The organism is Bdellovibrionales bacterium (assembly GCA_016716765.1).
Taxonomy (GTDB): domain Bacteria; phylum Bdellovibrionota; class Bdellovibrionia; order Bdellovibrionales; family UBA1609; genus JADJVA01.
On sequence record JADJVA010000001.1, the window covers coordinates 156,992 to 169,291 of the forward strand.

Below are 12,300 nucleotides of genomic sequence, written 5' to 3' on the forward strand. Positions count from 1 at the left end.
TTGTTACGATAAAAAAAGTCCATCCCTCTCCTTAGCGATTCTTCCCCTTCAAACACTTGCCTCGCGGTCCAAACCAAATTCGGTATGCAAGGCTCTTGCGGCCTCTCCCAACTTCCCCCGCTCAATCACAGCACTGATTTTAATATCGGAAGTCGTTACAAGATGAACAGGTACATTCACTTTATCAAGAATTCGAAAATACCTTGAGGCCACTCCCGGATGATTCGCCATACCGACTCCAACAGCCGAAAGCTTGGCCATTCCTCTCATCGGAACCACTTGAGTTTTAGGACCGACTACGGACGCCACCACTTCCAGCGCCATGTTCAAATCATCTTCGGGAACTGAAAAAGCAACTCTTTGCCCTCTTCATTTTGACTCTGAGTGATGATGTCGACCACGACTCCTCTTTCTGCGAGCTTTTCAAAAAGATCTGCCAAAAACTTAGCTCCAAACGGAACGGGAAAAAGCTTTAATACGACCACAGAGGCATCATGAGTTATTGAAGACACAACTGGAGTTTCCATTTTCTCTCCTTCTGGCACCACCCAGGTCCCCTCTCGAGTTTCAAAAGCAGACCTTGGGTGGATTTTCACATTATATTTGGCAGCTATTTCAACGCTTCGAAATGCAAAACTTTGGAACCCCAAAGTAGCCATTTCCATCATTTCTTCAAAAGCTCAACACGTCTATTTCGCGAGCCATCGGCACCAAACGCGGATCAGCAGTAAATATAGCCGGGACATCTGTATAGATTTCACAGACATCCAAACCAACAGCTGCCGCAAGAGCCAAGGCCGTCGTATCTCCCCCGCCTCTACCTAATGTAGTTATTTGATGTCCCTCTGTAACGCCCTGAAAACCGGCCACAATCGGAACAACTGAGGATTCCAAAAAACCGAGAAGCTTTTGCCCGTCGACATTCGTGATGCGGGCCTTCGAAAAAATAGCGTCCGTTTGTATACCAAGTTGGTGAGCCAGCAAAGGTGCGACTTTGGCGCCTCGCTTCTTCAATGCAATTGCCAGCAGCGCAATAGAAACCTGCTCCCCGGATGAAACGAGCATGTCATAGGCCGGACCCCGATAAGAAGGATCAATATCATTGGCCAATTTAACCAGCCTGTTGGTTTCTCCCGACATGGCACTCGCGACCACAATTGGCTTTTGTCCAGCCTTCATATCCGCTAACACACGGTCTGCAACGGCCTCAATTCTTTCAATTGAGCCAACTGAGGTGCCACCGAACTTCTTGACCATAATGGATGAGTGAGTTTTCATGGGCCCCTAACCTATCACGAGGAAACTAGAAGTGAAAAGTTTTATATTTGGTCAATCGGAATTGAATCTGCCAATTATCGGCTATCAAGTTGGCCAAGGAGGCCCCAATGTGTTGATTTTAGGGGGCGTGCACGGCGACGAAAGCGAAGGAACCGTCGCTGCCTCCGCCCTCCTCGGAAGGCTCGCCAAAGGCTCAGTGCCATGCCTGCGGCTCACCATTGTTCCTTTGTTTAATGTCGATGGTATTCTCAGTGGTCAACGGCAAAATGCCAATGGAGTCGATCTCAATCGCAATCTCCCCACTCAAGACTGGACAGCTTCTGTTGAAAATCCCCGCTATTTTCCCGGAAAGTCCGCAAATAGCGAACTCGAGAATCAAGCGCTCACTGGGTGGATCGAGAGGAACCAACCTGTTTTATTCTCAGCCTGCATTCCTGGAAGCCAATGCTCAACGTAAACGGAGATTGCAGAAATGTAGCCGAAGTCATTTCTCGACTGACGGGTTACGAGATTCAAGATAGCATTGGATACCCAACTCCAGGTTGCCTCGGCACTTATTGCGGCTTAGAACGCAACATGCCAACACTCACCTACGAGATAGAACGCGGACTCAGTCACAAAAGTGTGGTGCAAATCCACGTTCCCGCCATTCTGGAAGCACTCAAGGTTCTCGAAGTTTGATATTCAAAACTCCAGCGATTCCTCCAATCTTTATTTATTATATTTAGTATTTTAATCGATGCTGATCTCTGGTAGGTATGATGAGAATTTCTGAAAGGCATTTTTCAATGCGCTTCGACAACTAACAAGGAATGATCTCATGAACAGGGACAGGGACAGTCAAACAGAACGTGCAAAAAAACTCATTCAATTGGCCTTTGATGAATTGGGATCGATGAAAAAAAATGAGGACATCGAAATGGATGTCCTTGAGGCGATCCAATTTGCAATCGACGGCCTGGATTCGGGCGAGCAGAGAGTTTGCATAAAACAAGGTTCTGAGTGGGTGACTCAACAGTGGCTCAAGCAAGCCATTTTACTGTATTTTAAAATCAATAAAATGAAATTAATTGAAATTGGCGAATTCAGTTTTGTCGACAAGATACCATTAAAAAATGGAGGGGGACTGAAGGCGTCAGAGTTGTCCCTCATGCTCTCGTTCGAAAGGGATCCTTTGTCAGCCCCGGCGCCATACTCATGCCTTCTTACGTGAATATCGGAGCCTGGGTTGGTCCGGGAACGATGATAGATACTTGGGCGACGGTTGGCTCCTGCGCACAAATCGGGCCAATGTACACCTCTCTGGTGGAGTTGGTATAGGCGGAGTCTTAGAGCCGATCCAGGCCAGTCCCGTCATCATAGAGGACAACGTGTTTGTGGGCAGCCGCTGCATCATTGTCGAAGGAGCTGTCATTGAAGAGGGAGCCGTTCTGGGTGCGGGAGTTACCATCACGGCCTCTACTAAAATCATCGACGTGACCGAAAAAATCCAAAGATCACCAAAGGAAGAGTGCCGAAAAATTCTGTTGTCATTCAGGAACGACCATGAAGGATTTTCCAGCTGGCCAATTTGGAGTCCCTGCCGCATTGATAATAGGGCAACGTTCCGAATCGACAGACAAGAAGACCTCTCTAACAAAAGTGCTCAGAGAGTTTGAAGTCTCAGTTTAGATCTATTTATCTATTTGCTTCCACGCCTCAGCGCCAAGGCGGGCCATCGAACCGTATTGGCCCGAGCCGGAAAATAAGAACTGACAAAAGCCACGATCACCGAAATAAATATGACAAAGTAAACCAATTCTCGTGTGACGAGGACTGGAATAGATGAATCATAGTAGATATCAGGCAATAAATCGATGGGGTATCTGTCCAGCACCCAACACAAACCAAGACCCAAACCCAGTCCACCCAGCATTCCAGTCAAACTCAAAATCATACCAACACGTGTAAATATCCATCTCGTTCTCGTTTGACTCAATCCCATAGCCATCAAGATGCCCAGATCACGTCTTTTTTGAGTCAGCAAAAGAACTAATACTGTGATGATTGAAAAGCAGGTAATCAATGCGCTCAAAGCAAGAAATATAGTCATTGCCAATTTTTCCATTTTTAGAGCGAAAAAAAGAGCCTCATTGCGCTCAATCCAATTAGAAGTTCGAAATCCCCTCTTGTGAAGGTCGCCTTCATAAAGACATGATCGCCTGGATCTTTAAAACGCAGCTCAAGATTGATCTCTCTGCTCGCTGATTTCTTGAATTGCCCAAAGTCTCTCCCAGGTGATAAAACATAAATTTGCTGTCTATGTCGGCCACTCGCGAATTGAGAAGAGACTTTACGGTGACTGTTTCATAAACTTGAGCTTCGCCCTTCGGCTTCAATAAAGATTCAGGAGGTATCACCATGATCTGATCTCCTTCAAGAATTCGAAGAGAGCGGGCTAAATCAGATCCCAAAATGACTTCCTTCGGGCCCAGACGAGCAAGTTCTTTAACTCCCTCCTACACCCTCCTCTGAATCTTTGACTTCTATCTCTTCTCCATAGTGACCCTTGTGTCTTTGGCCCACTTTCTGAACGCTAACAAGGAGATTCTGTAAGTCACCAACCTCCATCCCCTTGGCTATAGCGCCGCCAAAGGTTCCCTCGATAGTTTTCAAAATCACATCTTGGCTTTCTACCAAATCCGTATCCACGCTCCGTATTTGCCCGAATTCACTTTGCAATTCAACCAGGGAGCTTCGAATCTCGGTTGAATCTCTAGTGTCGGAAACAATAGACCCAACAACCAAGTGAGGATCCACTGCGAGCAATCGATCTCGTATCGTTCCATTAAAACCATTCATAACACTCAAAACAACAATCAAAAACATCACACCCAAACCAATTCCAAAGACACAGATCCAAGAAATGGTCCTAATGAGCGCCCCGGCCCGCTTTGAAAATAAATATCGCAGGAAAAATTTTCCAGAACCTGAATTCACATCTGAGTCCGAATCTGAAGAAGGAGACCTCTGTCTTTCCTCCTCGAGAACTTCTTTCACACTTCCACGCAGAAAAAGGATTTCTGCATGGCCTTCAAAAGAACAACAGCTTCATTGAGGGCCTCAACCGCGCGCCGGCTTGTTTGCAGCAACTCAGGGGCGACCTCCCGAAGAGCAGGAGCTGGGCTTCAAACTCCTTAGCCAAAATAGTCATACTTGTCACAAATTGACCTAATTGCTTTCCAATATGGGGCGCTTCTCTCGTCAGATCGGGAAGAATTACTTTGAGCTCATCTGTTAAATTCGCCAAACTTCCCGCCATCAGTTCCATTCGCCCATCTCGATTGAGGGCCTGAGTCATCTTTGTCACACCAAGTGACATGGCATTCATATTAACGACAAGAGGCTCTATCCGATCCATCGTATTAACAAAAGCCTCTGATCTCCGTGGATCAGCGAAAGCCCGACTCAGAATTCGAAAACTCTCAACAAAGCCACTTATGCTTGCTAGAAATTCGTTCATTCTTTTTCCTGAAACCAGATCCATCAAGTCGACCGAAGGACGAGACTGGACATGCTCCCCTTCATGGATTTCTTTCGATTTATCTGATCCACGGACAGATCCAATACCTCTCTCCAATCAAAAATGGCCTAATCACCTGAATGCGACTGTCTTCTCTCACTCGCACTGAAAACTTCTCAAGAACCCTAAATTTCACCATTACTTGCTCGTTATTTAAAAGCTCGACTTCGCTCACTTCTCCGGCCCGCAGCCCTGAGACCTGAACCATCGTACCAGGTGTATGCCCTCGGCATTGTCCAAATTTGTTTCGTAGTAGATCTTTCTAGAGAACCACCCTTTTTCGCGGCAACACCAATTGTCACAGCGATAGACCCGACGATAGCCCCTACCAGAAAAAGACCGGCCATCCTTTCATACCGATTGAGTTTAACGATCACGTGGCCCTCTTTTTCTACAATAATGAATCCAGCTTGCACAGCTTCCGTCTGATGAATTCGCTGATCTTTGATTTCAATTGTGCGAGTTGCAATCTTTCTAACAAAAGACATGTCTTCCGATACAAAAAAAACAAAGTCAATTTGGCCGTTCATTCTTCCCTGATGAATGACTTCTGCCAACTTTGATACTCTTGATCCCGCTATTCCAGTGGTCGGATCATCCAGAAGCAAAACTCTCGGTTTCATCACTAAAGAGCGAGCCACTATTGTTGCTTTCTTGTTGCTTCGAAACGCGGCTGGGTCGCAAGTGTAACACTGGAGAAATTTCAAATTCTTCCGCCAATTGATGAACCCATGATCTCGCCTCCTCGGGAGGCATAAAATGATGATAGGCGAGCGGCAACATGAGGTTATCGAAAAGAGTGCAATTTGAAATGAGACCCCCCAGATCAAAGCTGTATCCAATCTGTTTTCTATAAGGGAGAAATTCTTCAAAGCTCATGTGTCTAAAACCATCCCCATTAATGAGCATATCTCCTGCAGTTGCCTGAACCAGTCCAACTAACAATTTTAAAAGCGTTGATTTGCCACTTCCGGGAACACCCTTTATCCAATATGATTCACCCTTTGAAACTCCAAAATCCATTCCAACAAACAAAGGTTTGTGCGAAGAACCAAACGAAAATGACAAGTCATCAAAAGAAATTCTTTCTATTCTTTTGGAGATCTCCAAATTAAAACACTCCCAACTTTCTCAGTTGATTGAGATAAAATAAGGTTGTGGTCCCCAAGTTAAAAACAGTCACATAAATAATGCTATTTACAACGGCCTTTGTCGTAAACTGGGGTACCTCCTCTGGACCACTTTGAACCAACATTCCCTGATAACAACAAACAACAAAGATGATCGCCCCACTAAACGTGTTTTTTGCCAAAAATAATAGGACATCCTCGCCCGTGAACGCTTGCGCCAGGGACTCCGAATAAAATATAAATGGTAAATCATGAACAAGAGATGTGACCACTCTCTATTAACCTTCATGTTTCCGAGTTCAGAGGCGACGGCTGTTCCGCTTCTGGCAATCACAACGAGTGCGGTTAGCAGAGGCGAGATTTCTCTCACGATGATAATGACAAGAAGATTTCCAATCATGTCGTTTTGCCACCCAATAAACTCAGCTGCATATTCGATTGCATAATTACAATGCCACCTGAGGCCAGAGCCAAAACTGAAATGAGCGGGAGCGCCTGAACTCCTGTAAAATAAATCTGAGCAGAAATAACGCTCACGATTGTTCGAATCCCTTGGGCTTGATCATAAACGGCGGCACGAACTGCAAAATAGATCATGATGAACACTTTAAAAGTGTATTTGCCGATATTCAAAAACCACTCGCCGAGTGAATCTACCTGTCCAACCAAATAGGCTGCGATTTGAGCCATGCTCTTCTCCAATTGTTCCATATAACAAATCGGAGACCTGTGCGTTGAGCTTGACAAAACTCAACTAAACAGGACTTCGAGAAAAATGAGGCGTGCTGGCCTTTAGTAGGCCCAAAGCGAATAGAAAAGATTTAAACACCTCGATAGCCAGTTCTGCAAAAGGCGTCTCATAGCTACCCTGCACGATGGACCGGGGATAAATAGGAAAAGACTCTGGAAACACAGACGAAAAGATTCTCATGGAACGATACATATGAATTCTTGAGGTAATTAAGATCATGTCTCTGCAATGCAGAGCCTCGATCAAGGGCAAACTCTGCTGAGCATTCCCGTAAGTTGTGCCAGATCTTTTTTCTAAAATGATATTACGTTGGTCCAAACGCCATAATAGGGCCACTGAGGAAAAATCTCCCCGGAGAGTCGCATGAGGATAGACTCCAGATATAACCAATTTCTCAAAACCCTCGCGGACGCGCCCAGCACCCCCAGTCAAGACCACGGCGCAATCTGCCGCGTGATCTTCTTCCCAACTTGTCACCGTTTGTCCAGAAATCTTAAGCGATTCTTCATAGAAGGCCCAGGCCCCTAAGCCAGAAACAAATACACCAGCAAAAAGAATTCCCCTTTGCAGTCGCACCCTCGCTCAGGACCTTTTTGCCAGAACTTCGATCTCCACACTGACTCCCTTTGGCAAACCTGATACGGCCACCGTTGATCTAGCGGGCGGCGAGGATTTAAAATACCTGCCATAGACTTCATTCACATGGGCAAAATCGCCCATATTGATCAAATAGATTGTGGTTTTTACCACATTGGAAAAATTCAAACTCGCCGCTGCTAACACGGCCTCTATGTTTTTCATCACTCTCTCTGTCTGAGCTTTTACATCTCCGGTTAACACCTCTCCTGTCGTCGGATCAATCGCAATTTGCCCGGAACAATAAAGAGTATCTCCGATTTCAACAGCTTGTGAGTAAGGCCCCACAGGTGCTGGCGCTGACTTGGTTTCAATGATACGCTTTGACATTTTTTTCCCTTCATCTTTTTGCAAGTTAAAAATAAAAGACCATTCCTGCCTTGATTGGACTATTCCCCATTGTTCGAAAACGAATTTCCTCGAAAGTGAAGTGACTCCAACTCCAGCCTCAAAAATAAATGCCAAAGAATCCAATCCGGGAAGGAAAAATTCAGAACCAAAAAATCCACTGACCTCAAATCCAGAGTTTGTTGCTCCTGCCAGTTCAACGCTCAAAATTCCCGCCCCGGCTCCCATGTAGAAATTCAAATTGTCTTCCATAAATATCACCCGATGAACTCGTGCCATAAATCCAAACCGTGAACTGTCCTTATGAGTATCGACTCCAAGTGAGGCAGACAAACCGAGATTCTGATTTGGGTAATATCTTACCGCAAGACTGGGCAGCTCCTCGGCAAACTGATCGGCATAACCAACACCAAGACGGTTGGTCAGATTCTTCGCCTGCCCTTGCAAACAACTAGCAAGGCAAACAAATAATAAGGCAATAAGTCTCATAGACTTCTTCAGAATCGCTGTCCTATCTATCATATCGGCTCCTCCCCAAGATTCATTTAGGTCCTATTAGATCCCCTAACTATTGAGTTTTTCAACAAAATTATTACTTGCCACCATTGGACAGAAGAGCTAGAAATAATCCTCAATAAATTCTTTGAAGATTCGCAAAAGTGGGCCTGTAGCTCAGTTGGGAGAGCGGAAGCATGGCATGTTTCAGGTCGCAGGTTCGATCCCTGTCAGGTCCACCAACTTCCACCTTAACGAGCATAAATTAATCTTTATTTATTTTTTGTCCAGAGATATCCAATATGACTCTACCCAGACTGTTCGCCTCCACAGGTTTTGCCATGTGCGCCTGGAAACCCGCAGCCAAAATACGCTTGGTATCGTCAGCAGTAGCATAAGCTGTGAGAGCTAAGGCTGGTACATCCCCTCCTTGAGCCAACTTCAAATTCCTGACTTTGCGGATCAAGCTGTAGCCATCTTCTCCTGGCATAGCAATGTCGCTCACCAAAACATCTGGTTTAAAACTTGGCATTAACTTGATAGCCTCACCAGCTGACTCGACAGCCATGACCTCAGCACCAAAAGACCTCAAATAAATGCCTATTGCCTCAAGGGCACTTTGGTCATCATCTGCCAGCAGTATGCGCAATCCGTCCAGCTTTGGCTTCTGTAAGAAAGCAAGCTCCTTCAGGTAATAGTATTCCATCGCCCAATTTCTTGGGCTAAATCGAGACCTGAGGCTTGCATCCCCGGTCGTCGTGTCTAGTAACCCTTTCTTCTTCGAATATGCATGGAAGTTTTTCTATGAACCTCTTCCATTGTTTTGATCGGATTTATGCTTCTAGCGCATTCATTCTTCTGTTTGGGCCTCTTCAAAATCCAAGTCCCTTTCGGGACGGCTGGCAATTATTATAATGCCGCTCTTTTGGATATTTCGTGCCATAACAATGCTGGATTAAAAACGCAGGCGTGCCAGTCTAAAAGTGGACGTGTTTTATCGTTAAACCGTCAAGAAAATATTGGGCCTCATCCTGCACCTTGAAGTTCATCCGAAGTTATCCTTTCCTATCAAAAATCAATTAACCTTTTCGGCTTATCAGCTTGAAAAGGGAATCAACTTCTCGCATCACTTCTATGTGTTATTCGAATCAATCAAGGGCTATCAGCTATAAATTTTGTTCAAAAAATTCTTTTCGTAACTTCTTTCGCTCCTTTAAATAATCAGAATAGTTTTCATTGTATTTGTCGTTGTTTTTCAGGAGGCACAATGCAATCGAAGCAATTTCCGGGCCAAACTAATCTTGGCATCTTTGTGATCAGTTCCTTTGGCGCGAAGTGCATCGTATTGATCCCGAAGCTCGCCATCCAATCGCATCACATTTTCTGCAGCTCCAAGAAAGACATTGCGGAGTTCGCGCCTACCAAAAAATCTCTTGTTCCCATAGATTTTTCCGCCTGAGATTTGGATATGCCGAACCAACATGCAATAGCCCCAAAACTTGTGTTTATTTTCAAATCGCGCTGGCTGACAAACAATCGCGGCAATTATATTGGCCCTGATAATGCTGATTCCGGGAATCGTCATCAGATTTCGAATCGGTCGATACTTTTTGCGATTCCTTTCGAAAACCTCTTTGTATTTGTCCTTCTCTGACTCCAGGTACTCAATCTGATCAAATAATTTCTCCGCTACAAACTTTGCTGATGGATTTTTTAACTCCTTGATTCGGTTTTTATTTTTATAAAAACTGTTTTCATCAGTCTGAATGGCCTCAGCCCTGAACACAGCTTTCAGGCGATTCTTGAATCTGACAATTTCTTCCACAATATCCAAGTATCCACTCACCGTGGTGCGGATCTCCATCCAATGACTGGTGTCGTGAAATACCGTCTGCAAATGATTAGTCCGCAGTTCTTGCGCTAAGTGAAGGGCATCACGAAAGTCCGTCTTGGCTCCCTGCTTTTTTGCCACATAGGTGGGATTGCAAATCAATAAATTGTCCACCTTGTCTTTCAACTGAATATACAACCACTGCGAAATTGTGGATTCTTCGAATGTCATATGGCGCTCCCCATGAATCCGATTGATCACGTGAACTAGACTTTGTTCTGAAGTCTTTACGGTTTCGCGCAATACACACTGTCCATTTTCGTCAACAACTGCAAAAGTTGATGTTGTGCTGTGGGCATCGAGTCCAATATAATATTTCATAAGCGGCATCCTCCTTCGGATTTGAATGGGTTTAACATTCAATTTTACATCCACTCCCGAAAGGGTCTGACACGCCTAAGGTTTAATTTAAGCCTAGGACGAGGTCCATTTGTAGATGTTCCCCTGAGGGGATGCTCGCTTTCTTACATTGTCTGATTTTTCCATTTTTCCGTCTGGATTGACCTCGGATCGCCTGTCGTTTCCGCCTACCCTTGGCACGATTGCTTCTGTAAGAAAGCAAGCTCCTTCAGGTAATAGTATTCCATCGCCCAATTTCTGGGCTAAATCGAGACCTGAGGCTTGCATCCCCGGTCGTCGTGTCTGGAGGCTCTTTTTCTTCGAATACATCATGGAAAAGTTTTTCTATGAACCTCTTCCATTGTTTTGATCGGATTTATGCTTCTAGCGCATTCATTCTTCTGTTTGGGCCTCTTCAAAATCCAAGTCCCTTTCGGGACGGCTGGCAATTTATTATAATGCCGCTCTTTTGGATATTTCGTGCCATAACAATGCTGGATTAAAAACGCAGGCGTGCCAGTCTGATAGTGGACGTGTTTTATCGTTAAACCGTCAAGAAAATATTGGGCCTCATCCTGCACCTTGAAGTTCATCCGAAGTTATCCTTTCCTATCAAAAATCAATTAACCTTTTCGGCTTATCAGCTTGAAAAGGGAATCAACTTCTCGCATCACTTCTATGTGTTATTCGAATCAATCAAGGGCTATCAGCTATAAATTTTGTTCAAAAAATTCTTTTCGTAACTTCTTTCGCTCCTTTAAATAATCAGAATAGTTTTCATTGTACTTGTCGTTGTTTTTCAGGAGGCACAATGCAATCGAAGCAATTTTCCGGGCCAAACTAATCTTGGCATCTTTGTGATCAGTTCCTTTGGCGCGAAGTGCATCGTATTGATCCCGAAGCTCGCCATCCAATCGCATCACATTTTCTGCAGCTCCAAGAAAGACATTGCGGAGTTCGCGCCTACCAAAAAATCTCTTGTTCCCATAGATTTTTCCGCCTGAGATTTGGATATGCCGAACCAACATGCAATAGCCCCAAAACTTGTGTTTATTTTCAAATCGCGCTGGCTGACAAACAATCGCGGCAATTATATTGGCCCTGATAATGCTGATTCCGGGAATCGTCATGAAATTTCAAATCGGTCGATACTTTTTGCGATTCCTTTCGAAAACCTCTTTGTATTTGTCCTTCTCTGACTCCAGGTACTCAATCTGATCAAATAATTTCTCCGCTACAAACTTTGCTGATGGATTTTTAACTCCTTGATTCGGGTTTTATTTTTATAAAAACTGTTTTCATCAGTCTGAATGGCCTCAGCCCTGAACACAGCTTTCAGACGATTCTTGAATCTGACAATTTCTTCCACAATATCCAAGTATCTACTCACCGTGGTGCGGATCTCCATCAATGACTGTGTCGTGAAATACCGCCTGCAAATGATTAGTCCGCAGTTCTTGCGCTAAGTGGAAGGGCATCACGAAAGTCCGTCTTGGCTCCTGCTTTTTGCCACATAGGTGGGATTACAAATTAATAAATTTGTCCACCTTGTCTTTCAACTGAAGAAATAAGCCACTGCGAAATTGTGGACTCTTCCAAATGTCATATGGCGCTCGCCATGAATCCGATTGATCACGTGAACTAGACTTTGTTCCGATGTTTGACGATTTCGCGTAAAACACACTGACCATTTTCGTCAACAACTGCAAAAGTTGATGTTGTCCTGTGGGCATCGAGTCAATATAATATTTCATAAGCGGTATCCTCCTTCGGATTTTGAATGGTGTTAAACATTCTATGGTTTACATCCACCCCCGAAAGGGTCTGACACGCCTAAAGGTTTAATTTAAGACTAGGACGAGGTCCATTT

General features: G+C 44.6%; 17 protein-coding genes, 1 tRNA gene and 4 pseudogenes. 3 read left to right on the forward strand and 19 right to left on the reverse strand.

The features are described from left to right. Window positions 1–48 precede the first annotated feature (48 nt). The 3 genes from IPL83_00700 to IPL83_00710 are packed head-to-tail and all read right to left on the reverse strand — an operon-like array spanning window position 49 to window position 1,278. The gene (locus IPL83_00700) at window positions 49–324 is read right to left on the reverse strand and encodes an ACT domain-containing protein (protein ID MBK9037680.1); all 276 of its coding nucleotides are present in this window, start codon (window positions 322–324) and stop codon (window positions 49–51) included. Between the two features lie 2 nt (window positions 325–326). Beyond that, on the reverse strand, window positions 327–668 hold the full coding sequence (locus IPL83_00705) for a hypothetical protein (protein ID MBK9037681.1): 342 nt from the start codon (window positions 666–668) through the stop codon (window positions 327–329). Between the two features lie 4 nt (window positions 669–672). Then, a complete protein-coding gene (locus tag IPL83_00710) occupies window positions 673–1,278 on the reverse strand; it encodes a hypothetical protein (protein ID MBK9037682.1) in 606 nt (201 codons plus the stop codon). A gap of 31 nt (window positions 1,279–1,309) precedes the next feature. Between IPL83_00710 and IPL83_00715 the strand changes: the two are divergent. Both IPL83_00715 and IPL83_00720 read left to right on the forward strand, forming a co-directional pair. After that, window positions 1,310–1,959 (forward strand): annotated as a pseudogene (locus IPL83_00715) (succinylglutamate desuccinylase/aspartoacylase family protein). A 214-nt stretch (window positions 1,960–2,173) separates the two neighbouring features. After that, window positions 2,174–2,949: pseudogene (locus IPL83_00720) on the forward strand (2,3,4,5-tetrahydropyridine-2,6-dicarboxylate N-succinyltransferase). A gap of 10 nt (window positions 2,950–2,959) precedes the next feature. On the opposite strand, the gene IPL83_00725 reads toward IPL83_00720, so the two are convergent. From IPL83_00725 to IPL83_00770, 10 genes and pseudogenes are all read right to left on the reverse strand, one after another. After that, entirely contained in the window at window positions 2,960–3,370 is a 411-nt protein-coding gene (locus IPL83_00725; protein MBK9037683.1) for an FtsX-like permease family protein, read from the reverse strand. Between the two features lie 91 nt (window positions 3,371–3,461). After that, window positions 3,462–3,731 (reverse strand): hypothetical protein, encoded by a 270-nt coding sequence (locus IPL83_00730; GenBank protein ID MBK9037684.1) that lies wholly within the window; start codon window positions 3,729–3,731, stop codon window positions 3,462–3,464. A 34-nt stretch (window positions 3,732–3,765) separates the two neighbouring features. Continuing rightward, window positions 3,766–4,317, reverse strand: coding sequence for a hypothetical protein (locus IPL83_00735; GenBank protein ID MBK9037685.1), 552 nt, complete (start codon window positions 4,315–4,317; stop codon window positions 3,766–3,768). A 34-nt stretch (window positions 4,318–4,351) separates the two neighbouring features. Next, window positions 4,352–4,780, reverse strand: coding sequence for a hypothetical protein (locus IPL83_00740; GenBank protein MBK9037686.1), 429 nt, complete (start codon window positions 4,778–4,780; stop codon window positions 4,352–4,354). Between the two features lie 79 nt (window positions 4,781–4,859). Beyond that, window positions 4,860–5,048: an MCE family protein gene (locus IPL83_00745; GenBank protein ID MBK9037687.1), complete on the reverse strand. Its 189-nt coding sequence runs from the start codon at window positions 5,046–5,048 to the stop codon at window positions 4,860–4,862. Then, on the reverse strand, window positions 4,990–5,481 hold the full coding sequence (locus tag IPL83_00750; protein MBK9037688.1) for a hypothetical protein: 492 nt from the start codon (window positions 5,479–5,481) through the stop codon (window positions 4,990–4,992). Before IPL83_00750 ends, IPL83_00745 begins: the two co-directional genes overlap by 59 nt. Further along, window positions 5,435–5,950, reverse strand: coding sequence for an ATP-binding cassette domain-containing protein (locus tag IPL83_00755; GenBank protein MBK9037689.1), 516 nt, complete (start codon window positions 5,948–5,950; stop codon window positions 5,435–5,437). Before IPL83_00755 ends, IPL83_00750 begins: the two co-directional genes overlap by 47 nt. Before the next feature lies 1 nt (window position 5,951). Further along, window positions 5,952–6,567 (reverse strand): annotated as a pseudogene (locus tag IPL83_00760) (ABC transporter permease). Window positions 6,568–6,724: 157 nt separating this feature from the next. After that, window positions 6,725–7,297 carry a YdcF family protein gene (locus tag IPL83_00765; protein MBK9037690.1) on the reverse strand — a complete coding sequence of 191 codons (573 nt, stop codon included), beginning with the start codon at window positions 7,295–7,297 and terminating at the stop codon, window positions 6,725–6,727. Between the two features lie 6 nt (window positions 7,298–7,303). Beyond that, window positions 7,304–7,687, reverse strand: coding sequence for a RidA family protein (locus tag IPL83_00770; GenBank protein ID MBK9037691.1), 384 nt, complete (start codon window positions 7,685–7,687; stop codon window positions 7,304–7,306). Between the two features lie 679 nt (window positions 7,688–8,366). Here IPL83_00770 and IPL83_00775 point away from each other — a divergent pair. Beyond that, window positions 8,367–8,442, forward strand: a tRNA-Ala gene (locus IPL83_00775). A gap of 23 nt (window positions 8,443–8,465) precedes the next feature. Here IPL83_00775 and IPL83_00780 read toward each other — a convergent pair. The 6 genes and pseudogenes from IPL83_00780 to IPL83_00805 form a co-directional block, all read right to left on the reverse strand. Next, window positions 8,466–8,906: a response regulator gene (locus tag IPL83_00780; protein MBK9037692.1), complete on the reverse strand. Its 441-nt coding sequence runs from the start codon at window positions 8,904–8,906 to the stop codon at window positions 8,466–8,468. Between the two features lie 549 nt (window positions 8,907–9,455). Next, a complete protein-coding gene (locus IPL83_00785; protein MBK9037693.1) occupies window positions 9,456–10,412 on the reverse strand; it encodes a transposase in 957 nt (318 codons plus the stop codon). Between the two features lie 93 nt (window positions 10,413–10,505). Further along, window positions 10,506–10,763: a hypothetical protein gene (locus tag IPL83_00790; protein MBK9037694.1), complete on the reverse strand. Its 258-nt coding sequence runs from the start codon at window positions 10,761–10,763 to the stop codon at window positions 10,506–10,508. 377 nt (window positions 10,764–11,140) lie between these two features. Further along, window positions 11,141–11,560, reverse strand: a pseudogene (locus IPL83_00795) (transposase). A gap of 104 nt (window positions 11,561–11,664) precedes the next feature. Continuing rightward, the gene (locus IPL83_00800) at window positions 11,665–11,820 is read right to left on the reverse strand and encodes a hypothetical protein (GenBank protein MBK9037695.1); all 156 of its coding nucleotides are present in this window, start codon (window positions 11,818–11,820) and stop codon (window positions 11,665–11,667) included. 133 nt (window positions 11,821–11,953) lie between these two features. After that, entirely contained in the window at window positions 11,954–12,184 is a 231-nt protein-coding gene (locus tag IPL83_00805) for a hypothetical protein (protein MBK9037696.1), read from the reverse strand. Between the last annotated feature and the right edge of the window lie 116 nt (window positions 12,185–12,300).

Excerpts from the sequence above, each read along its gene's own strand:
- IPL83_00805 (MBK9037696.1), bottom strand. The coding sequence starts at position 12,184 with ATGAAATATTATATTGACTCGATGCCCACAGGACAACATCAACTTTTG.
- IPL83_00790 (MBK9037694.1), bottom strand. The coding sequence starts at position 10,763 with ATGATGTATTCGAAGAAAAAGAGCCTCCAGACACGACGACCGGGGATG.
- IPL83_00700 (MBK9037680.1), bottom strand. The coding sequence starts at position 324 with ATGGCGCTGGAAGTGGTGGCGTCCGTAGTCGGTCCTAAAACTCAAGTG.
- IPL83_00710 (MBK9037682.1), bottom strand. The coding sequence starts at position 1,278 with ATGAAAACTCACTCATCCATTATGGTCAAGAAGTTCGGTGGCACCTCA.
- IPL83_00740 (MBK9037686.1), bottom strand. The coding sequence starts at position 4,780 with ATGAACGAATTTCTAGCAAGCATAAGTGGCTTTGTTGAGAGTTTTCGA.
- IPL83_00780 (MBK9037692.1), bottom strand. The coding sequence starts at position 8,906 with ATGGAATACTATTACCTGAAGGAGCTTGCTTTCTTACAGAAGCCAAAG.
- IPL83_00770 (MBK9037691.1), bottom strand. The coding sequence starts at position 7,687 with ATGTCAAAGCGTATCATTGAAACCAAGTCAGCGCCAGCACCTGTGGGG.
- IPL83_00745 (MBK9037687.1), bottom strand. The coding sequence starts at position 5,048 with ATGGTTCAGGTCTCAGGGCTGCGGGCCGGAGAAGTGAGCGAAGTCGAG.
- IPL83_00705 (MBK9037681.1), bottom strand. The coding sequence starts at position 668 with ATGATGGAAATGGCTACTTTGGGGTTCCAAAGTTTTGCATTTCGAAGC.
- IPL83_00785 (MBK9037693.1), bottom strand. The coding sequence starts at position 10,412 with ATGAAATATTATATTGGACTCGATGCCCACAGCACAACATCAACTTTT.
- IPL83_00725 (MBK9037683.1), bottom strand. The coding sequence starts at position 3,370 with ATGACTATATTTCTTGCTTTGAGCGCATTGATTACCTGCTTTTCAATC.